This is a genomic window from Vreelandella lutescens (genome assembly GCF_014640815.1).
Classification (GTDB): domain Bacteria; phylum Pseudomonadota; class Gammaproteobacteria; order Pseudomonadales; family Halomonadaceae; genus Vreelandella; species Vreelandella lutescens.
The window spans coordinates 491,175-510,978 of the sequence record NZ_BMHM01000004.1; the positions used below are offsets into that span (position 1 = coordinate 491,175).

Below are 19,804 nucleotides of genomic sequence, written 5' to 3' on the forward strand. Positions count from 1 at the left end.
CATGGACGCCATGGAAGCGCTAAATATTGCGGTGCTCACCGTCTCAGACACGCGCACGGAAGAGACCGACCGCTCGGGCCAGTCGCTGGTGCAGCGGCTGACTGACGCGGGCCACCGCTTGGCGGATAAGCGTATTGTGCCGGATGACGTGTATCAAATCCGTGCGGTGGTGGCTCAGTGGATTGCTGACCCCAGCGTGCAGGTGGTGCTGACCACCGGCGGCACTGGGTTTACCGGGCGTGATTCCACACCAGAAGCGGTTTCGGTGCTGCTGGATAAGCGTATCGAAGGGTTTGGGGAGCGCTTTCGCCAGCTCAGCGGCGATGAGATTGGCAGCTCTACGATTCAGAGTCGCGCGCTGGGCGGCTTCGCTAATGCCACCGTGGTGTTCTGCCTGCCAGGCTCTACCGGTGCCTGCCGTACCGGCTGGGACGGCATTCTGGCTGAACAGCTCGATAGTCGCCATAAGCCCTGCAACTTTGCCAATCTGGTGATCCCTGGCCGGGGGCAGCATGGCTGACTTACAGCCGATTGAATCGGCGCTGGAGGCGCTGCTGGCCGACGTGACGCCGCTCTCTGCCGAGCAGGTCGCCTTGAAGGACGCCGCTGGCCGCGTGCTGGCCGAACCGGTAACGGCCACGCTGGACGTTCCGCCGTTTGATAACAGCGCCATGGATGGCTATGCGCTGCGCGCTATGGATGCAGGTAAGCGGCTGCCGATTAGCCAGCGGATTGCTGCAGGCGATACCGCGCAGCCACTGGCCGAGGGTACCTGCGCGCGGATCTTCACCGGCGGCCAGATCCCCGCAGGTGCCGACTGTGTGGTGATGCAGGAGCGGGTTGTCCAAGAGGAAGGCGAGGCGCTGATGCCAGCGGATGTGCCGGAAGGCGACAACGTTCGCTTACAGGGCCGCGATGTGCGCCAAGGCGACCTGCTGCTCAACGCAGGCGAGCGCCTGGAAGCCGCCGCGCTGGGGCATTTGGCAGGGCAAGGCATCACTCATGTGAGCGTACGCCGTCGCCCACGGGTGGCGCTGCTTTCCACCGGTGATGAAATCGTTGACCCCGGCACGCCGTTGAAACCAGGGCAGCTGTATAACTCCAACCGCCCCATGCTCAAGCGGCTGCTGGAGACGTTCGGTGCTGAGGTAGTGCAGTTGGTGAGTGTGCCCGATGACTATGCCCAAACGGTCGCACTGTTAAGCCATGCGGCGGCTGAGGCGGATGTGGTGGTGAGCACGGGCGGCGTCAGCGTTGGCGAGGAGGATCACGTCAAAGCGGCGCTGGAATCCCTTGGCCAACTTGATATGTGGAAGCTGGCGATTCGTCCCGGCAAGCCGTTAGCACTGGGCCGCCTGCCCCGTGACGATGGCAGCCAAGCTCGGTTTGTGGGGCTGCCGGGTAACCCGGTGTCTGGGTTTGTGGGCGCGTGGCTGTTTCTGCGCCCGCTGATGGGGGCGCTATTGGGCTGTCCTGCGCTGGCGTCGCTTCCGTGCTTAACAGCAAAGGCAACCTTCGCCACCGACACCGGCCCGCGCCAGCACTATATGCGGGTGGCGCTGCGCTTTACCGCCAAAGGCATTGAGGCCGATGCCTTTGATGACCAAAACTCGGCGGTGCTCTCTTCGTGTATTGCTGCCGATGCGCTGGCGGTGATTGACCCACATAGCCAGGTGGAGAAGGGCAGTCTGGTACGCTGCTTATGGTTAGCCAACTGAATGATGGGCGTTTGGGGGGCTCATTCGTGCGCCGTCGAGTAACAGTGTGAGCGAGTTCTCTTCCATTGCGACACCGCAGAGCGCCGGATGGTGGGTGCGAGCAGACAGTAGCGCTGGAAGCGGAAAGAGCACGGCACTGGATAGCTGAATGATGTCACTGTCGCCGGGAATGCCAAGCTGCCACGGGCCATGCGCATCGTGGAGTGTGAGCCAGCGCGTTGGTCGGCTAGGCGGCTTGAGCAGCAGGGTCTCCATGTCCGTGTGACGAGGGTGAAGGGTTGCGCTATCAATGCGCTTTACGTGGCGCGCTTCCACCGCCCATCGATAGCCGCCAGCATAAAAGCAGACGCAGGTGACGTAGTTCACGGCCTAGCCCAGCCCCTGTTGGTACGCCTGAAAGAGCGCGTCCGGGTCAAGTAGCGCCGTTGCGCGCTGTTCATCGTCTGCTTGCCATAGCGCGCTCACGTAGGGGCGCAGTGTGCTGGTCAGCGTTTCTGGAGGTACCTTTAAGGCACTGATAGGCAGCTCGCAAACGTCCTCAAGACGGTCGATACGTACCGCGCTGCGTAAGCCAGCGCCTTTCACCATTAACAGCATGCCCTCCCCCTGGGAAATGGGCAGGCCGAGCAGTGGCTGAAGTGTGATCAGCGACTCAATATTGCCGCGCAGGTGAATGACCCCTTCAGTAGAGGAGGGGAGGCCAGGCACAAAATAAACGGGCGTGTCGCCTTTCAATATTTCACTGACGGAATGGCCAGGGAGCGCGAATGGCTGGCCCGATAGCTGAAAGAGCACCACCTGTTGGCTCGGCTCGTCCACATCGACAATCGTTAAGTCGTCGTTGCGTTCGCTGAGCGCTTGTTTAAAGGTGATGCCCTGTGACTCAGAGTCGGGCCGTGGGGAATCCGTCATCGTCCTGCTCCGTGCTAGTGACTACCTGGTTACGCCCCTGATGCTTGGCGCGATAGAGCGCTTGGTCTGCGCTTAGGCGCAGCGACTCTGTCGAAGGCTGGATGGGGAAGCTGCTGATCCCTGCGCTAAAGGTACAGCGAAAATGTGCTCCCCCCGCGTGAAAGTCGACCTGAGCAAAGTCATGACGAAGCCCGTCGATCAGCTCGCTGGCCCGTTCGTCGCTGACGCCTTTCAGCAGCACCACGAACTCCTCCCCCCCATAGCGGCCAATAATATCTGACATGCGCAGGCGGGTTTTTAACAGCCTGGACAGGGTGATAATGACCTGATCACCGGCCAAGTGCCCGTGGGTATCATTGACCGCTTTGAAATGGTCAATGTCGATCATCGCCATGGCATGCTGGGTGTTATCGCGGTGAGCCTGAGCCAGCGCTTTACTGATTAAGTCGGTGGTGGTGCTGTGGTTATACAGCCCGGTCATGCTGTCGCGGGTCATCAGCGAACGCAGCAAGCGCAAGCGCTCGGCCCGCAGCTGGACTGCGGATACCAACTCTTCAGGCACCACTGGCTTGGTGATAAACGCCTCGACCCCTGCGGTCATCGCCGAGAGCTGTTTCTGGCTGTCGGTTTCACTGGAGAGGTAAATGATCGGCAGACCCACGTGTTCCGGCTGTTGGCGAATAATGTTAGCCAGTTCTTCCCCCGAGCAGACGGGCATATACACATCCACCAGCAGCAAGTCTGGGCTAAAGCGCTCCAGCGCGGTTAAGGCATCTGATGGGTGGTTAACCTGTTGTACCACCATGCCCGCTTGCTCTAACAAGAGCGCGTGGTAGGCCGCGACTTCTGGCTCATCATCCACGACCAAGACGCGTAACGGCTCATCATCGAGTGGGGTTGTCAGCTCATCGACTGCCAACATCAAATCCAGGGGCTTCACCGGTTTTGTAAAGTAGCCGTTACAGCCCGCTCGCACAGCGCTTAGTCGCGAGTGAAAATCGCCATGGGCAGAAAGCACAATAGCGGGTAGTCGCTCGCCGGTCAGTTTATTGAGGCTAGTGAGTGTCTCGGTGCCTGCCGTGTTCCCTTGAGGAAACTGGACATCCATAATAATTGCGTCAGGACGACGGCTAATCACCGCATTAAAGAAGGCGTCAGTATCTTCAAAGTGGACCACTTCATGTCCGAAGCAGCGCAGATGGTGCAGAAGTTGGCCGACTTGGTCCGGCTCATCATCGCACAAGTAAATTAAACGCTGGCGCTTGCTGCGGGTTTTGATCGGCGTTGGGGCAAATTCGACGCTGTTGAGGGCTGCCAAAGCGCGCTGTTGGCCAGGCAGAGATTGCAGTCGCTGCTGCTCTTCTGCCAGTTGAACAAACACTCGCTCAATGACGTGGGCGGAAGGCGTCGGCTCGTTGAGGGCGGTTTCACCCTGGTCGGCAAGCAGCGCAATTCGCTCAAAGCCCAATGAGCGCCCGGTACCCTTTAAGCTGTGGAAAAACCGATGCAGCTCTGGCCCAAGGCGGGCTTCTGCCTCTGTTGACGCACGGCTCTGTTGCCACTGCTCGGTGATATGCTGCAAACGAGCGGGCAGTTGTTCGATGAACCGCTGGCGCAGCTGATTAAGTTTATCGTGCAGCGAAGGAGCAGAGGGTGACATCAGGCTACCTGTGCGAGTGGGCGAGCAGTACGAAGAGCATCAATCCGCATGGGGCTACTCACCGACCGCTTGGGCAACAGCGTGCCCGAGAGAAGTGTCCAGCGCTGCGTCTTTTTGCAGGCAAGCGCTAAGCCCTGGCGTTTGGCGCAGCGTTTCATCTGGCGTGTCGCCTGTCAGCAAAATAAACGGCAGCGTGACACCCTGCTCGCGCAGCATATTCAGTAGTTCAATGCCACTCACCAGAGGCATGTGCATGTCGCTGACAATCAGCGCAATAGTGTCATGAGCATCCAACTGGCTGATGGCTTCCATGGCATCATTCGCCAACAGGACATCGTAGCCCTGAAATTCTAATAATGCGCCGATCATTTCCCCAGCTAGTGGGTCGTCGTCTACGACCAAGATTCGCATGGTAATCCTCTAGTCGGGAGGCCTAGCCCAGCAGGGCTTTCAGCGTCTCCACTAAGTTGTTTTGATCAAAGCTGCCTTTCACAATATAGGCATCGGCACCGACTTCCATGCCGCGCTGGCGGTCGGCCTCTTTTTCACGCGAGGTGATAATAATAATCGGCTTATGACGATAAAGGTCATTTTCGCGCAGTCTCGCGGTCAGCGCAAAGCCATCCATCACGGGCATTTCAACGTCGGTGAGTACCGCATCGAAGGTTTCAGCGAGCGCTTTGTTCAAGCCATCGCGGCCATTCTCCGCTAGCGTCACCTGATACCCCCAGGCTTCCAGCACGTCTTTTTCGATCTCTCGGGTGTTGAGCGAGTCATCCACGACCAGCACGCGGTGCTGCTTATCAGTGGGCTCAGCGCCACTCATCACCGGGTGAGCATGGCGCTTGGCGCGCTCTAGCAGCGCTGGCACATGCAGCAAGCTGACCAGCGCATTGCGCCCCTGGGAGACCATGCCGGAGACCAGCGGTAAATAGCGCAGATGCTCTGGCAGCGGTTTAATCACCATGTCGCGCTCATCGACCAGAGCATCCACAATGAGAGCCAGTTTTTGCTGGCGCTGATGAACCACCAATAGCAGCACGTTAGTGGGCGGCGTTGGGGAACTGGGCAGCTCTAATAGCTCTGCTAGGTTCACCACAGGAACGAACTCGTTGCGTAAAATAAGCGTCGGCTGTCCGGCGGCGTCTATGAAATTTTCCGTTGGGCACTCCACTAGCTCTGCGACATGTGGGGCGGTAACGCCTAAGATGGTTTGCCCGCTTTTAACGAGCAGTACCCGCATCATGGCAAGCGACAGCGGCAGTCGAAGTGTAAAGCGGGTTCCTTTGCCCGGGTCGCTTGCCAGCTGAATATCGCCGCTAAGCTCGTCCATCATGGTGCGTTTGACCACGTCCATGCCAACGCCGCGCCCCGAGAAATCAGTAATCATGGTCTTGGTTGAGAAACCGGGGAGAAAGATAAGTTCTAACGTTTCCTGCTCACTCAGTGCTAAGAGCTGCTCCTCAGTGAGCAGCTGTTTGGCCAGCGCTTTTTGACGCACCGCCTCCAAGTGAATCCCCGCGCCATCGTCGCGCATTTCCACCACCACCCAGCTACCATCTTGCCACGCTTCTATGACCAGCAGCCCTTTGGGCGATTTGCCAGCGGCTTGTCGCTGCTCAGGGGTCTCTAAACCGTGATCCAGGGCATTACGCAATAGATGAATCAGCGGGTCTGACAGCCGGTCAATGAGCTGGCGATCTAACTCAATTTCGCTGCCCCGCACCCGGCAGTTTACGCGCTTACCTAAGGAGTGAGCCAGCTCTCGGGCCATCTGGGCCAGCGGGTCAAAGACCACGCTCAGAGGCAGCATCCGCATCTGTAGCGCGCGTTCGTGCAGATCGCTCATCAGGGCGTCATGGCTGAGTACGCTATCTTTAAATTCACGACTAAACGCATGCAAGGTGCCTCGATGCTCATCAGGTAGCGACGTTTCTAAGCTTCTCTCCAAGCCTTGCGCCTGCTCCACCAAACTATGCAAGTGATGGTGTCCTGAGAGCACCTCCCCCATGAGACGAATGACATCATCCAGACGGTCCATACGGACACGAACGGTATCGCTTAATGCCAGCGTTGCGCTGGTGGTTTTTTCTGTGGGCTCGTTATCGCTTGCTACCACCGCCTGAACGGTGGGTGGCAGGCGCTCAGGCGTGGTGGGCGATTCAGTATCGGGCTGATCCGGAATAGGCTCGGCAACGACCTCTACAGCGGTATTTGAGGCAGCCGCTTCCAGCGCTTGGCAAAGGGCTGGGTCTGCGTCAGCAAGGGCTTCCGGAGCAGCTCCTTGAGCGAGTTGGCTGACGAAATCGGCCAGCGCGTCGGTGGCTTCATACAGTAGGCTGATGCTGGCAGGAGAGGGCGTTTGGCTGCCATCACGAAAGGCGCTGAGCAGTTCTTCCGTGCTGTGGGCAACCGCTGTAATGGGCGCAAGCTTGAGCATCCGAGAAGAGCCTTTCAGCGTATGCGCGGAACGAAACAGCTCATTAATACGCTCTTTATCAGCCTCTCCCTGCTCCAGAGCGCTGACACCTGCGCGTAAGCGGGGAAGATGATCTGCGGCCTCTTCCACAAACCGCTGAATAAAACGACGAATATCCAGTGCCATTAGCCCACTCCCTGTGCGGCGGTTTGCTCAGCGGCGTAGCGTTTTGCCAAAAAGCAGGCATCACCAGGCGGTAGCGGCGGCGGGATCGCTTTCAGGCCGCCGCTGGATTGGGGCGATGCTTCCAGCAGACGCACCACGGCGGCATAACCCCGCTGTCGCTGGGTGGGGTTGTCGGGCAATTCGCCTTGTCGCAGCAGCTCCGCTTGGTAAAAATGCGCAGGCCAGCACTCGGGAGCAACGTAAAGTGCACGTTTAAAGCAGTCAAACGCTTGCTGGGGTTGCTGCTGCCAGCGCGCCACTAAACCTGTTAACAGCAGCGCATCAACGCTCCAGGGGTCATTAGCCAGTAGCGGTTCAAGCAGCTGGTTGGCGTCGCTGAAGCAGTTCTGGTTAAGCGCCTCCAGCGCCTGCTGTAGCTGCTCGTGCGTCGTGTTTAGCGATGGGCTGGGTGTATCTTGCTGAGCAACCGCTGGAAGGGGCATCTCTATACAGGTGCTGGTGCTGGGTAGCTCGCTGGTATAGGCGTCGTGATCCGTGTGAAACGTTGAGGGTGGCTTCCTGGCTGAATCGGGGGCTGTCGGCGGCGTGTCGGCTTGAAAATAGAACACCCCTTGGTCATCTCGGAGGGAGAATACGCCTAAATCATTCCCTAACGTCTCGGTAACGCCGCACAGTAAAATACCGTTAGGTGCCAAGAGCTGCTTCAGCTGGCGCTGGATGGTACGGCGCGTTGCTTCATCAAAGTAGATCGAGACATTGCGGAATAGAATGACATCAAACGGGCCGCCCACCGGGTGCTCGGTGGTGGCCAGTAGGTTCAATGAGCGAAACGCGACCCACTGACGGAGCGTGTCGATAAGTTGAAAACTGCGCCCAACGGGTGTGAAAAAACGCTCTTTGAGCGCTGGATGAAGGGCGCGAAACGCCATGCCGCTATAGAGGCCCGTCTGGGCCTTCATCAGCACCTGTTGATCAACATCGCCACCGGTAATCTGAAAAAGCGTTTGTGCTCGGTCTCCGTAGCGCTCCAGTAGTGCCATGGCCACACTGTAGGGCTCTTCTCCTGAGGAGCAGCCGGCGCTCAGCAAACGCAGCGGCCCGCCTTTATCTGCCAAGCGACGGGGCAAATGGGTATCGACCAGCCAGTGAATAGCCTCAGGCTCTCGAAAAAAGTAGGTTTCGTTGACCGTTAGCTGGCTGATAAAACGGTCAAACAGCGCGTTGTCTTGAGCTAAACGCGCTAAGAGCAATTCGCTGTTGAGCGTGCCCATTTCGGCTTGTAGGGCATCGACTGCCCGTATCAGGCGTGCTTCTGCGAGGCCTTCGAGATGTAGCCCACAGCGTTGATGCACCCACTGTTTAAACGGTGTCAGCGAGCTCATTGCGGCTCCCGCCAGGGGGAGGGCGTGAAGCGCACCTCACGCAGCAGGCGAGCCGGGAGTTCGTCTAACCCCATTACTTGTTGTACTACGCCTGCGTTCACTGCTTCTTGATTCATGCCGTAGATCACCGAGCTTGCTTCATCTTGTGCCAGGGTGGTGCCACCTGCGAGTTGAATTGCCCGCAGCCCGCTAACGCCGTCGCGCCCCATCCCGGTCAGGATGACCCCAATACTATCGGTGCCGTAAATGCTCGCGACGCTGTGTAGCAGGGCATCGCAGCTAGGGTGATACAGCGCATCGGATGGACTTGGCGTTAGTAGCAAGCGGTGTTGGGCCGTCACGCCCACTTGGCTCTCAGGAGGAGAGAGATAGATATGACCAGGCAGTATTCGCTCGCCACTGTGGGCGACGCTGACGGGCAGTGCACACAGTGAACTTAGCCAAGTGGCCATGCCATCGATAAACCCTGGGCTAATATGTTGCGCAATGAGAATCGGGGCAGGAAAGCCTTTGGGCAGCTTACTAAGCAGCCGTGCCAGCGCCTGAGGGCCACCGGTGGAACAGGCGATACCCACCACATGCTGAAAGCCCCGAGATGTGTTGGGGCAGGGCGTTGCCACTGGCAGCCTCACCGGTGCCGGGGTCGGAGCGGCCGATGTACGGCGACGTAGACGAGTGATCACGGACACCCCAGACAGCAGGCGGACACGGGCCAACAGCCGCTCTGCATCGTCATCATCTAGGCCGGGCTTGGGCAGCACTTCCAAAGCGCCAACTTCCAACGCTTGATACGCGGTTTGGGCGTCCGAACGGTCACTAATGACGACGATCGGCACCCCTTTTGTGTACATGATCTCTTCAATCGCGCTGAGCCCATCCATCACCGGCATGGTTAAATCCATGGTGATAAGCTGAGGGGCCAGCCGCTTGGCCATCTCGACGGCCTCCTGGCCATTCGTGGCTTCGCCCACAATCTCGATATCGCCATCACGGGTAAGTATTTCGCGTAATACTTCCCGCGCTAACTGACTGTCGTCCGCCATCACTACCCGAATTACACTCATTGAAGCGTCCTCAGGAGGGGCGTTGTTTATGATGTTGGGGGGCAGGTTCGTGCTGCTGATCGAGGGTGAACTCTTGTACGAGCGCATTCAGTTCGGCAGACATCAGCACCATATCCTGGCTAATTTCCGTGATGCTACGCACGGAGTGAGCGTTGCGTGCACTGGCGGTATCGATGTCCCTAAGCGCGATGACGACCTGGTTGCTGGCGGTTTTTTGCTGCTGTGTGGAGAGTGAAATTTGCTGGGCAGCACTGCTGGTTTGGCTAGCCGCTTTTAAAACGGCTTCCAGGTCTTGGGTGGTGCTAATGCTTGCCTCAACGCCTTGCTCGATAGACGTAGCTCCTTTTTCGGAGGCCACCACCAGGCGGTTAATCGCCTGCTGAATATCGTCGGTGTGTCCTTCGATCTCATGAGTGGAGTCGGTCACGCTATCGGCCAAGCGGCGTATCTCATTGGCCACTACAGAAAAACGTCGGCCGGACTCCCCTGCGCTAGAGGCTTCTAGTGCCGCATTAAAAGCAATCAGCTTGGTTTGGGCGGCCAGTGTATTGATCAGCTCCATCACTTTACTGATCTGTTTGGACTTCGCGCCCAAGGTCATGATTTCCGTTAGGCTCTGTTCGCTGTCGCTGCGAATATCCTGCATTTTCGCCTGCAGTAGCTGCATGGCGGTGCTGCCTTTGCGGCTACGCTCCAGGGTTTGGTTGGCCACATCCACTACCGACTGTGAATGGTCAGCAATTTGCGTGGATGACGTGGAGAGCTCTTCCATTGTGGAAGTGATTTCGGCTACAGAAGAGGCCATTTCTTCCACCGAGGCCGCCATGGTTTGGTTGGCCTCATGGCGAATGTCGCCACCTTGAATGCCAGACAGCCCCGCTGTTTGCGCTAAGCGGTCGGCGACCTGAGTCAGCGCAAGCGCGTTGGTAGAGACGGCAGCGATAGCGCGCGAGAGCCGTTCCAGCAGCTGATTAGTTTGGTCAGCAAGGTCACCGAGCTCAGCACGGTCATCGGTTTCCACACGGCGAGAGAGGTCCAGGCTGTGGGTGATCTCTTTCAGCTGGCGCTGAAAACGGGTGAGTGGTCGAATCAGGCTGCCGGTTAACGGGTAGAGAAGAATCAGCCCTGCGATCAAAATCAGCAGGCCCAGCTCAATAGAGGTTAAGAAGCGGTCGCGAATACTCGTGGTGTACTCCTCTTTGGAGACTTCCACCATGAGAAAGCGCTGTAGCTCAGGTAGCCAGCGCGTAGTGACGAAATAGCGTTGACCGTCGCGCTCTATTTCTCTGACGCGAAGCTCGCTGTCAGGGCGTAGCAGGGTGTCCGTTTCCTGGGCTTGTAGTTCTGAAATGTTCGTTTCGTTGCTAGTGATCAAAAATGCGCCTTCAGCGCTTAAGATCGATGCTCGCCCGGTTTCGCCTAGGCGGTAATCCTTAATGAGCTGAGCCATGCGTGATAGGTTAAGTCCTGCACCCGCGACCACCACCGGCAACCCATTAGCCGCGTTTTCATCCCCACGAAAGTTAACAAATACAAAGGCCTCTTCAGGAGAAAAATTGTCGCTGTCTAAATTGAGATTGTGCCCGACGTTGCTATCGATGAACTGATAGTACCAATCATCATCCCCGCCTGACCGCTGTAACGGGCGCTGTAAAAATTCGCCGTCACGGTATTGAAAGTAAACGCTGCGCCCTTGGGCTTGAGCCGCGATAAATAAGAGTTCGGTATCTAGCTGATGCATCAGGCGTTCTAGGTAGCGCGCTATATCGGGCTGCTGGGCATCAGGAAAGCCATTTTGTACCCACTGCTCAATAAAATAGCTGTTGGCCAACCCTTCAGACACCGCCAAGGCGGGGCTTAAACGCAGGTTGATACGGTTAGCGAGACCTTCTACTTGGGCAGGAAGCTCGACGTTCAGCAGGTTGTCCAGACGTGCCTGGCTATGTGTGCGTGCTTGTAAGTACAGCGCCAAGAGCATGGCCAGGGCCAGCACCGTGCCGAACGAGATAAACAGTCGTAGCCGTAATGGCAGGGATTTCCAGCGCGCTGTCATTATCGCTATTGCTCCAAGTGAGACGAAAACTCTAGTAAAGAGGGTGAGATCTACTACGCTTTTGAGCGGCGCATTAAGTCATTACCAACTAAGGCATGATAGCAACGATTTCAGCGGCTTTTAGGGGGAGTGTCTACTATTTACACCAACGCTTTTCCGGCGCAATGAATTTCTTTGTACAAACGTTGTTCATAAGCTCATATGTGAGCCAATATTTTGACAAAAGTGATACATGCAAGTAGCCTATTACCCAAATGGAACGATGATTTGCTAAGGAAGCATCATGTTGTCACTGACCTCACCCACCATTCTTACTGTGTTACGCGGTATTTCATCCCGTTTCAGCAGTAGCCAGAGCGATATGCTTCCTGCTGCAGGTACGCCTGAGCGAGATAGCTTTGTGTACGCGGTAAAAAACTTCTTTGGATTAACAGACGATGTTGTGCTGTCTGATTCATCGATTACGTTAGAAGAGTGGGCTGATGCGTTAAGTGAGTGCGGTGGTATAACGCATCTCCATCTGTTCGAGCATGCTGAAGGTGGAGCGTTTAGCCATCAGTTACAGCGCCAGCATCGCTATAGTGAAGCCTCGCTGATGCAGGAAGCAGAGGCGTTGAAAACGCTGCTCGTCGGCGATGCTCAACCCAGCCGCACCGTGGTGAGCTGGCTGTCGGCGCAGAGCGCTACGGGGTTCATGCTGGGAGCGCTATTGCCGCAACTAGCCAATTGGCAGTCCCGTTCGCTGTTTGACCATGCCAACGCGCTATGGGAGCTCAATGCGGGCGACATTATGGTCACCAGCGAAGATCGCTGGCGTCAATTAGCGCAGCGGTTGCCCTCGTTGCCGATGAATATGACGGCCGTAGCGACATCTCCATTAGATAAGCACACCTACCGTGCGCTATTGGCGAAAGGCGTTGCTCATATTATTGAACTGCACTGTCAGCCAGGTTTTGGCATTTTGGCAGCGCGACGCTCCCGGCAGGCCCCGTTCGAACTACTGTCGCACTGGCATCCAACCGAGAGCGACGACTACCTGCTGAAGCTGATCAAGGGTGCTGTTCCTGAAGAGGTGCAGTTAGTTCGACGCTTGCGCTGGGTAGGCGCACGCCACTTTCTGCCGAGCGATGGTGCTGAGACGTTTGAACAACGTTCGCTTGCGATTGAAAGCGGCTTGCTAAGTGAGTCTCCTGCATGGCGTGTGCCCTTTCACGACGCTCGGCCTGGGGCAAGCGCTGCTTAAGTAGCGCATAGCCAAACAACCGATCTATAAAATGGCGTGGGGAATAAAGCACGACGTATCTTTAGTAATACGCCCCACGTCTTCTCGAATGCCCATACCGCAGGCGCGGTCGCCTACTACCCAGCTGCCTATCAATGCGTGTTTGTCACCAAAGCGCGGCAGTGGGTGGTACGCTTGGCGTATCCATGGGCTATCGGTGTAAGGCCCGCCTACACTTTCTTGCTGCCCAGTTGGCGTTACCAAACTGATATTGCTCCCTTCCCGTGAGAAAAACGGCTTGCGCACCCAGCCTGGATCCAGCGGCGAGTGGATGTCTTTCTCAAAAAATGCCGGCAGCAGATTCGGGTGCCCTTCAAACTCTTCCCACAGCAGCGGCAAAATTCCCTTGTTGGAAAGTACGGCTTTCCAGGGTGGCTCAAACCAGTGGGTGTTGAGCTGCGTCACTGCCTCACCAAATTCTTCTACCGCCATCTCCTCCCACGGGTAGAGCTTAAACAGCGCGGTGATGGGTTGGTCGTCTAGATCAACAAAGTGCTCGACTCCCTGCGCAACGCCAATGTCTTCGATGTAAATAAACGGCGCCTGTAAGCCTGCCTGCAGGGCGATATCCTGCAAGTAGCTAACCGTGGCGCGCTCCTCGTCGCTGCCTTTTACACAGGAGAAGTAGAGGGTGCGGTTTTCCAAGCGGTCGCCCAGATGCGCCATGGCATTGAGCAGGCGCTCTTGAATCGAGTTGTACTGGTCGGCATGGCGGGGCAGGATGCCTTGCTCAATGGCCTGCTCCAGCCATACCCACTGGAAAAAGCCCGCTTCATAAAGCGAGGTGGGCGTGTCGTAATTCAGCTCTAAAAGCTTCGCGGGGCCGTTGCCAGAATAGGCAAAGTCCATGCGCCCATAGAGCGGCGGCTGCCCGGTTCGCCAGGAGTGGTGGATGATGTCCCACATATGCTCAGGAATCGCGAGGCGCTGCATTAAGGCATTGGAATGGCAGACCTTATCGACCAGCTCCATACACATCTCGTGCAGGGCTTCGGTAGGCGCTTCGATCTCTTGCTCCACCTGCTCCAGGGTAAACTGGTAGTAGGCGTTCTCTTTCCAGTAAGGTTCGCCATCAATGGTATGGAAGTGAAACCCCAGCTCTTTGGCCAGGGTTTTCCATTGCGGGCGTTCAGGAACGTTGATTCGCAGCATAGCGGCTCCGCAACGAGTGGCTAGGATCCCCAAGAGGCAGAGCGTGTACCCAGGCCGCGCCGAGTGGCCGCTTGGCGGCTTTGTACCACGGAGCTGCGCATGGCGTCATTACGCTGATTAACGCGCTGGGTTGCTTGGCTGGTGGCCGTGTTCCAGTTGCCCTGGTTTTGGCGGTTGCGATAGACCGGCTCTTGGTACACGCGCTCAAACGAGCGCCCTCGGCTGGTGTTCGCCAGCATATTGCCGACCATATAGCCCATCATAGCGGGCATAAACCAACCCCCGCCGCCGCCCGAGGCCTGGGCTTGCTCGTCGGTGGGTGCCGCGCAGGCCCCTTCGCCGTGTTCGGCTTCGCAGGCTTCCAGGGTATCGAAGCGCGGCACAGACTCCAGAGAGGCATCGTAGGCCTCCTCGCAGGCGCTGCGGGTGTATACGTTGGCCGCCACGCAATCTTCAACGCTTTGAAAGCTTTGCGGCTCATCAAAGCGCACGTCGGTTAAGTGCTCATCTTCCGCTGGCTGGGTGCAGGCGGTTAAGCCAAAGGCACTGGCTCCCATCATCGCAAGTGATAGGCGCGCGCTGCGTTTGCGGCGTGGCAGGTGAGTAGGGTGAGTCTGCTTTTCCATCATGGCGCTCCGTTACCAGGTCATTGAGGCCGCGTTAATCAAGCCCACGGCAATCGAGATGCTGCCCACCAGCGTGCCGTAAGCCTGATGACCTTCGGTGATGTGCTGGGACAAACTCTCTCCCTGACGGCGCAGGAACAGTTTCAAGCCAAAGAACGTGGCGATTTGTACGCCGAAGGCCACCACGCCCCACAGAATAAAATCGATATAGCTAATGGAGTGAGCCATGGCGCTGTAAAGCGGCAGGGTAAAACCCAAGATAGAGCCACCGTAGGCGGTGGCTGCCGCCGCATTGCCTGCTCGAATCAGCGCCCACTCATGGTGGGGCGTCAGGCGGCTATAGCAGTACATAAAGGCCACCAGCAGCGCGAGCGCGCCCAGCAGGTAGGCGAAGAAAGACGGTAATCCCTGTAAATAGTGCAGCATGGCGATGGGCATCCTTGTAGTTAATGACGTGTGGTCAATAAGCAGTCGACATTGTGACATAGCTTAGCGGAGTAGCGAGAATCGCAGGCTGTGTTTCTTTATGTTGTTTTTCTTGTGGTTAAAAAACGTCTTTTTAATATTTTTATGCGACTAAAGGCTAATAGATGAAACGTGTCACCTGCTTAGAATCCCGCGATGCTTGGTATTTTTACCTAAATTCACCGTGTCGTATCGCTTGATACCGCTCTTCGTGCCTGTGTTAGGCACCGCTTCAAATGCGACCGCATCGAAGGACTCACCCCCATGCATGCCCTAACCCTGGCATCGTTTCTGTTCTTTACGGGCCTGGTGGCCTTTGTCACCTGGCGCATCACGCGCCGCGACGACCACCGCAGCACCAGTGGCTATTTTCTAGCGGGCCGCACGCTCACGTTTCCGCTGATTGCAGCTTCTATGCTGATGACCAATCTCTCTACCGAGCAAATGGTGGGGTTGAACGGGTCCGCGTTTACCGATGGTTTAAGCGTGATGGCCTGGGAAGTAATTGCCGTGATTGCGCTGGTGGCGCTGGCGCTGTTCTTCCTGCCGCGCTTTTTGAAAAGCGGCATCGCCACGCTGCCGCAACTGCTGGCGATTCGCTTTGATACAGGCACGCAGCTGATCGCTAACGTTATCTTTCTGATTGCTTATGCAGTGGTGCTACTGCCGATCATCCTCTACTCCGGGGCCATCGGTCTTCAGGGCATGCTGGACTTACAGGGCCTGACCGGCATTGAGTCCAATACCGCGCTGCTCTGGGCGACCGTGTGGGCGGTGGGGCTGATTGGTGCGGTCTACGCGCTGTTTGGCGGCCTGCGTACCGTAGCGGTATCAGATACCCTCAACGGGGTAGGCCTGTTGATTGGCGGTTTCGTGATTGTTTACTTCGGCTTACAGGCGGTCAGCGGCGGCACCGGTGTGATGGAAGGCTGGAGCATCTTGAAAGAGAGCGACCCCAGCAAATTCAACTCCATGGGCGGCCCGGAACAGCAGGTGCCGTTCTCAACCATCTTTACCGGCGTGCTGCTGCTGCACCTCTTCTACTGGACCACCAACCAGCAAATTATTCAGCGCACCTTTGCCGCCAAGAACCTGGCTGAAGGCCAAAAAGGCGTACTGCTCACCGGTTTCTTCAAGCTACTGGGGCCGCTGTACCTGGTACTGCCCGGTATCATTGCGTACCACCTGTATGCCGACCAGGGTATTCGCGCCGACGAAGCGTATGGCCACTTGGTATTCAACGTGCTGCCGCCTTACCTGACGGGCTTCTTTGCCGCCGTGATGGTTGGGGCCATTCTCTCTTCGTTTAACTCCGCGCTGAACAGCACCACGACGATCTTCAGTCTGGGCATCTATAAAGGCGTGCTGAAAAAAGATGCCACGGAAGAGCAGGTGGTGAAATCCGGTAAGGTGTTTGGCTGGATTATGGCGGTCAGCACCATGATCATTGCGCCGCTGCTGGCGGGGCAGGATAGCCTGTTCGGCTATCTGCAGAAGATGAACGCGATCTACTTCATCCCGATTCTCGCCGTGGTGCTGGTAGGCCTGCTGACGAAGCGCGTACCGCCCATGGCTGCGAAAGTAGCGCTGGTAGGTGGCTGTTTGCTGATTGCGGCGGGCTACTTCGTGCCGCCGTTCAACAAACTGCCCATGGTAATGCACGAGTTCCACTTCGTCGCGGCGGTGTTTGTGCTGCTGGTGGCGGTGATGCTGGTGATCGGTAAGCTGCGCCCCCGCGCTACGGACTGGGTGCAGGAAGACTCCGGCGATGTCGACCTCACCCCCTGGAAAGGCGCTTTGCCCACCGGTATCGTGCTGGTGGTTTTGGTGGTGATCATGTACGCCTCCTTTGCAGGCGGCTAGGCTCTGTCTGAAAACTGGCTACGCTCGCCGACTTTTCAGGCAGAGCCTAATCACGCCAGCGTTTAAAAGCAGCGTTCGAGAATAACAGCCACGCCCCGCTCTGCGGGGCGTGGCTGTTTTGGGTGGGGCGTTTTAACGAATCGGCTAAGCGGCGTGGTAGGTGGTGTCGAAGCGTTTGCGCAGCTCGTTCTTTTGCACTTTGCCCATGGTGTTGCGCGGCAGCGAGTCGACAAAGAAGACCCGCTTCGGCTGTTTGTACTTGGCCAGCCGCCCCTCTAGATGATTCAGAATGGCGGCTTCATCCACCTGTTCCCCTGGTTGGGGCACCACTACAGCAGTGACGCCTTCGCCAAAGTCGGGGTGGGGCAGGCCAATCACGGCAGACTCTGCCACCTGAGGCAGCTCATCAATCACCTGCTCGACCTCTTTGGGGTAGACGTTATACCCGCCGGAAATCACCAAGTCTTTATCCCGACCCACGATATGCACGTAGCCCTGCTCATCCACCATGGCGAGATCGCCGGTGATGAAAAAGCCATCTTCCAAAAGCTCTTCGCGGGTTTTTTCCGGCATGCGCCAGTAACCAATAAACACGTTAGGGCCACGAATCTGCAGCATACCAATCTCACCCTGCGGCACCTCTTCGCCGGTTTCCCGGCTGGTAATGCGCATTTCAACGCCGGGTAGCGGCATGCCCACGGTGCCTGCTCGGCGTGCCCCGGTGTAGGGGTTAGAGATGTTCATATTGGTTTCGGTCATGCCGTAGCGCTCAAGAATGGCGTGGCCGGTTTTGGCTTCAAAGGTTTCGTGGGTTTCTGCGGTGAGCGGTGCCGAGCCTGACACAAATAGCCGCATATGGGCGGTGATCTCGGGGGTCAGGCGCGGGTCTTGAACCAGACGGGTATAGAACGTCGGTACGCCCATCATCACGCTGCCTTTAGGCAGCTCATCGAAAATCACATCGGCATCGAATTTGGGCAGAAAACACATGCTGGCCCCGGCCATCAGCGTGACGTTGCACGCCACGAACAGGCCGTGGGTATGAAAAATAGGCAGCGCGTGGATCAGCCTGTCTTCAGCGCTAAAGTGCCAAGACGAGACCAGCGTTTCCGCGTTAGAGGCTAGGTTACGATGGGTCAGCATCGCGCCTTTTGAGCGGCCTGTCGTGCCCGAGGTGTATAGAATCGCTGCCAAATCTCGCTCGCCCAGCGTGACGATGTCGTCTCTGGGGTCACTTTGCTGCGCTTTCTCCATCAGGCTGCCATCGGCATCGGTGCCTAAGGTTTCGACCGCCGGGCAGCCGGTATCGCGGGCAATGGCGCGGGCGGTGTCGATGTCTGAAGGCCTGCACACGAATAGCGCGGGCTCGGCGTCTTTCAAGAAATAGCGGATCTCATCGCCGGTATAGCCGGTATTGAGCGGTAAATAGACGCCGCCGATACGCAGGCAGGCGAGGTAGAGCAAAATGGCTTCCGGGCTTTTATCCACCTGCACCGCCACGCGGTCGCCTACGTTCACGCCTAGCGCGGTCAGCGCACCGGCCAACTGGGCACTTTCATTCAGCGCGTCTTGGTAACTGTAGTGGCGGCCCTCACGGGTGGTAATAAAGGGGGCGTTGCCACGCTCGCGCATGCGCGCGGCAAAGGTATCAAATAAGTTGTGGTTCATTTGGTGGTCTCTCCCTTGGCCAGCTTGCGGGCGCGGCGAGCCAGGTCGCGCACCTCGCTTGAACAGGCAACGGTGGCCTTTGCGGTATAGTTTTCGTGATTGCGCTCGATATCGTCGAGCACGTAGAGGTAGTTCACCATCAGCCCAGCCGCTTGCTTCATCCCTTTGGCAGACACATCGCCCAGCCAGTTGATGCGATGCAGCTCGGCACCGTTGCCCAAGTGGAAGCGGGCCACCGGGTTCAGCGGCAGGCCATGGCGGTTCTTCTGATCGACCAAGTAGTGGGCAGCGAGCGGGCGAATGGCGGTTTTGAGCCGCTCTTCGCGGGCCTTGTCCTGCTGCCAGTTGGGCGTCGCTAGTGCGTCCAGCGCTTCGCGAATCGTGTCGGGCCACTGGGTATTTTGCTGCTGCTCTTCCAGCCACTGGGCAAAACCGGGCACCGGCGAGAGGGTGACGAAGTGCTTGAGCTGGGGCAGTTCCTGGCTGAGTTCCTGCACCACCTGCTTGATTAGGAAATTGCCAAACGAAATGCCGCGCAGCCCGGTTTGGCAGTTGCTGATACCGAAGAAGGCGGCGGTATCGGCATCATCGGGGTCTGCCAAGCCATCCTCAACGCCTGCCAAAATGGGTTGAATACGGCTGGGTAGCCCTTTGTGGAGTGCGACCTCCACGAAAATCAGTGGTTCGTCGCCAATCGCGGGGTGAAAAAACGCGAAACAGCGGCGGTCTCGGGCATCCAAGCGCCGCCGCAGGTCGTTCCAGTCCTGAATTTCATGCACTGCTTCGTAGCGGATGATTTTTTCTAGAATGGAAGCAGGCGTATTCCAGTCGATCCGCTTGAGCATCAAAAAGCCGCGGTTAAACCAGGAGCCAAACAGGTGCGCAAAATCATCGTCGATGGGCGCTAAGTTGGGCTCCTCGCGCAGCAGTTGCAGCAGGTCTTCGCGCATTTTAACCAAGTCGTAAGTGCCGTCGGTGGCGAGATTCAAACGCCTAAACAGCTCCTGGCGGCGCGGCTCGCAGGCTTCAAACAGTACCTGCAGCGTGTGGTTGTCGCGGGCCTGTTGATAGGCTTGGTAGGCGCTATCAATCTGTTGGGGTTCAGCGGCAAAGTCGTCGGCTAGTCGGTTAAAAAACTGGCGTTTTTCTCCTTCCGACAGCCGCTGGTAAATCGCCAGTGCGCGGCTGGCCAGCGCAATGCTGGAGGCTTCGCCGTCACTGGCCAACAGCGCTTGGCAGGCCTTGACCAGCTGATGATGGTCGGGCGTTAGCGTTTCCGGATGTTTGCGCCGTAACAGCGCGTCCCGTTGGGTGATGCTGTTAAACATCTCTTGGAGAAAGGTCATGTTCATGA

Annotated in this window: 17 protein-coding genes; 4 read left to right on the forward strand and 13 right to left on the reverse strand. The window is 57.4% G+C overall.

Annotated elements, in window-relative coordinates:
- Position 1: 1 nt before the first annotated feature.
- Together moaB and IEW65_RS12920 are read left to right on the forward strand one after the other, a co-directional pair.
- Positions 2-520, forward strand: a complete 519-nt coding sequence (moaB, locus tag IEW65_RS12915; protein WP_188639870.1) for a molybdenum cofactor biosynthesis protein B — start codon at positions 2-4, stop codon at positions 518-520.
- Positions 513-1,718 (forward strand): molybdopterin molybdotransferase MoeA, encoded by a 1,206-nt coding sequence (locus tag IEW65_RS12920; protein WP_188639871.1) that lies wholly within the window; start codon positions 513-515, stop codon positions 1,716-1,718. Before moaB ends, IEW65_RS12920 begins: the two co-directional genes overlap by 8 nt.
- Here the strand turns inward: IEW65_RS12920 and IEW65_RS12925 are convergent.
- From IEW65_RS12925 to IEW65_RS12960, 8 genes are read right to left on the reverse strand one after another with little or no spacing between them, the layout of a single operon-like run.
- Positions 1,707-2,084, reverse strand: coding sequence for a hypothetical protein (locus IEW65_RS12925; protein ID WP_188639872.1), 378 nt, complete (start codon positions 2,082-2,084; stop codon positions 1,707-1,709). The genes IEW65_RS12920 and IEW65_RS12925 overlap by 12 nt on opposite strands.
- A gap of 3 nt (positions 2,085-2,087) precedes the next feature.
- Complete coding sequence (locus IEW65_RS12930) at positions 2,088-2,630, reverse strand: chemotaxis protein CheW (protein ID WP_188639873.1); 543 nt, start codon at positions 2,628-2,630, stop codon at positions 2,088-2,090.
- Positions 2,602-4,290 (reverse strand): GGDEF domain-containing response regulator, encoded by a 1,689-nt coding sequence (locus IEW65_RS12935; protein ID WP_188639874.1) that lies wholly within the window; start codon positions 4,288-4,290, stop codon positions 2,602-2,604. The genes IEW65_RS12930 and IEW65_RS12935 overlap by 29 nt, the downstream gene beginning before the upstream one ends.
- 54 nt (positions 4,291-4,344) lie before the next feature.
- Complete coding sequence (locus tag IEW65_RS12940) at positions 4,345-4,701, reverse strand: response regulator (RefSeq protein WP_188639875.1); 357 nt, start codon at positions 4,699-4,701, stop codon at positions 4,345-4,347.
- 22 nt (positions 4,702-4,723) lie between these two features.
- Positions 4,724-6,895: a hybrid sensor histidine kinase/response regulator gene (locus tag IEW65_RS12945; RefSeq protein ID WP_188639876.1), complete on the reverse strand. Its 2,172-nt coding sequence runs from the start codon at positions 6,893-6,895 to the stop codon at positions 4,724-4,726.
- The gene (locus tag IEW65_RS12950; RefSeq protein ID WP_188639877.1) at positions 6,895-8,277 is read right to left on the reverse strand and encodes a CheR family methyltransferase; all 1,383 of its coding nucleotides are present in this window, start codon (positions 8,275-8,277) and stop codon (positions 6,895-6,897) included. The genes IEW65_RS12945 and IEW65_RS12950 overlap by 1 nt, the downstream gene beginning before the upstream one ends.
- Positions 8,274-9,341 (reverse strand): chemotaxis-specific protein-glutamate methyltransferase CheB, encoded by a 1,068-nt coding sequence (gene cheB, locus IEW65_RS12955; protein WP_188639878.1) that lies wholly within the window; start codon positions 9,339-9,341, stop codon positions 8,274-8,276. Before cheB ends, IEW65_RS12950 begins: the two co-directional genes overlap by 4 nt.
- Positions 9,342-9,351: 10 nt before the next feature.
- Positions 9,352-11,394, reverse strand: coding sequence for a methyl-accepting chemotaxis protein (locus tag IEW65_RS12960; protein ID WP_188639879.1), 2,043 nt, complete (start codon positions 11,392-11,394; stop codon positions 9,352-9,354).
- Positions 11,395-11,677: 283 nt separating this feature from the next.
- Here IEW65_RS12960 and IEW65_RS12965 point away from each other — a divergent pair, with 283 nt between their 5' ends.
- Entirely contained in the window at positions 11,678-12,637 is a 960-nt protein-coding gene (locus IEW65_RS12965) for a hypothetical protein (protein ID WP_188639880.1), read from the forward strand.
- Positions 12,638-12,661: 24 nt separating this feature from the next.
- Here the strand turns inward: IEW65_RS12965 and IEW65_RS12970 are convergent, their stop codons facing one another.
- Genes IEW65_RS12970 through IEW65_RS12980 form a run of 3 tightly spaced genes read right to left on the reverse strand, consistent with a single transcriptional unit; the run spans position 12,662 to position 14,880 of the window.
- Positions 12,662-13,828 (reverse strand): glutathionylspermidine synthase family protein, encoded by a 1,167-nt coding sequence (locus tag IEW65_RS12970; RefSeq protein ID WP_188639881.1) that lies wholly within the window; start codon positions 13,826-13,828, stop codon positions 12,662-12,664.
- 20 nt (positions 13,829-13,848) lie between these two features.
- Positions 13,849-14,457, reverse strand: a complete 609-nt coding sequence (locus IEW65_RS12975) for a DUF1190 domain-containing protein (RefSeq protein WP_229755562.1) — start codon at positions 14,455-14,457, stop codon at positions 13,849-13,851.
- A 9-nt stretch (positions 14,458-14,466) separates the two neighbouring features.
- The gene (locus tag IEW65_RS12980) at positions 14,467-14,880 is read right to left on the reverse strand and encodes a DUF350 domain-containing protein (RefSeq protein WP_044630035.1); all 414 of its coding nucleotides are present in this window, start codon (positions 14,878-14,880) and stop codon (positions 14,467-14,469) included.
- A 303-nt stretch (positions 14,881-15,183) separates the two neighbouring features.
- Here IEW65_RS12980 and IEW65_RS12985 point away from each other — a divergent pair, with 303 nt between their 5' ends.
- Positions 15,184-16,782, forward strand: coding sequence for a solute:sodium symporter family transporter (locus IEW65_RS12985; protein ID WP_188639882.1), 1,599 nt, complete (start codon positions 15,184-15,186; stop codon positions 16,780-16,782).
- 144 nt (positions 16,783-16,926) lie between these two features.
- Here the strand turns inward: IEW65_RS12985 and IEW65_RS12990 are convergent, their stop codons facing one another.
- Both IEW65_RS12990 and IEW65_RS12995 read right to left on the reverse strand, forming a co-directional pair.
- Positions 16,927-18,450, reverse strand: coding sequence for a malonate--CoA ligase (locus IEW65_RS12990; protein ID WP_188639883.1), 1,524 nt, complete (start codon positions 18,448-18,450; stop codon positions 16,927-16,929).
- Complete coding sequence (locus IEW65_RS12995; RefSeq protein ID WP_188639884.1) at positions 18,447-19,802, reverse strand: malonyl-CoA decarboxylase; 1,356 nt, start codon at positions 19,800-19,802, stop codon at positions 18,447-18,449. The genes IEW65_RS12990 and IEW65_RS12995 overlap by 4 nt, the downstream gene beginning before the upstream one ends.
- Between the last annotated feature and the right edge of the window lie 2 nt (positions 19,803-19,804).

What these genes read in the sequence shown, in the direction of transcription:
- moaB (WP_188639870.1), top strand. Translation starts at nt 2, where the DNA reads ATGGACGCCATGGAAGCGCTAAATATTGCGGTGCTCACCGTCTCAGAC.
- IEW65_RS12920 (WP_188639871.1), top strand. Translation starts at nt 513, where the DNA reads ATGGCTGACTTACAGCCGATTGAATCGGCGCTGGAGGCGCTGCTGGCC.
- IEW65_RS12930 (WP_188639873.1), bottom strand. Translation starts at nt 2,630, where the DNA reads ATGACGGATTCCCCACGGCCCGACTCTGAGTCACAGGGCATCACCTTT.
- IEW65_RS12935 (WP_188639874.1), bottom strand. Translation starts at nt 4,290, where the DNA reads ATGTCACCCTCTGCTCCTTCGCTGCACGATAAACTTAATCAGCTGCGC.
- IEW65_RS12940 (WP_188639875.1), bottom strand. Translation starts at nt 4,701, where the DNA reads ATGCGAATCTTGGTCGTAGACGACGACCCACTAGCTGGGGAAATGATC.
- IEW65_RS12945 (WP_188639876.1), bottom strand. Translation starts at nt 6,895, where the DNA reads ATGGCACTGGATATTCGTCGTTTTATTCAGCGGTTTGTGGAAGAGGCC.
- IEW65_RS12950 (WP_188639877.1), bottom strand. Translation starts at nt 8,277, where the DNA reads ATGAGCTCGCTGACACCGTTTAAACAGTGGGTGCATCAACGCTGTGGG.
- cheB (WP_188639878.1), bottom strand. Translation starts at nt 9,341, where the DNA reads ATGAGTGTAATTCGGGTAGTGATGGCGGACGACAGTCAGTTAGCGCGG.
- IEW65_RS12960 (WP_188639879.1), bottom strand. Translation starts at nt 11,394, where the DNA reads ATGACAGCGCGCTGGAAATCCCTGCCATTACGGCTACGACTGTTTATC.
- IEW65_RS12965 (WP_188639880.1), top strand. Translation starts at nt 11,678, where the DNA reads ATGTTGTCACTGACCTCACCCACCATTCTTACTGTGTTACGCGGTATT.
- IEW65_RS12970 (WP_188639881.1), bottom strand. Translation starts at nt 13,828, where the DNA reads ATGCTGCGAATCAACGTTCCTGAACGCCCGCAATGGAAAACCCTGGCC.
- IEW65_RS12975 (WP_229755562.1), bottom strand. Translation starts at nt 14,457, where the DNA reads ATGATGGAAAAGCAGACTCACCCTACTCACCTGCCACGCCGCAAACGC.
- IEW65_RS12980 (WP_044630035.1), bottom strand. Translation starts at nt 14,880, where the DNA reads ATGCTGCACTATTTACAGGGATTACCGTCTTTCTTCGCCTACCTGCTG.
- IEW65_RS12985 (WP_188639882.1), top strand. Translation starts at nt 15,184, where the DNA reads ATGCATGCCCTAACCCTGGCATCGTTTCTGTTCTTTACGGGCCTGGTG.
- IEW65_RS12990 (WP_188639883.1), bottom strand. Translation starts at nt 18,450, where the DNA reads ATGAACCACAACTTATTTGATACCTTTGCCGCGCGCATGCGCGAGCGT.
- IEW65_RS12995 (WP_188639884.1), bottom strand. Translation starts at nt 19,802, where the DNA reads ATGAACATGACCTTTCTCCAAGAGATGTTTAACAGCATCACCCAACGG.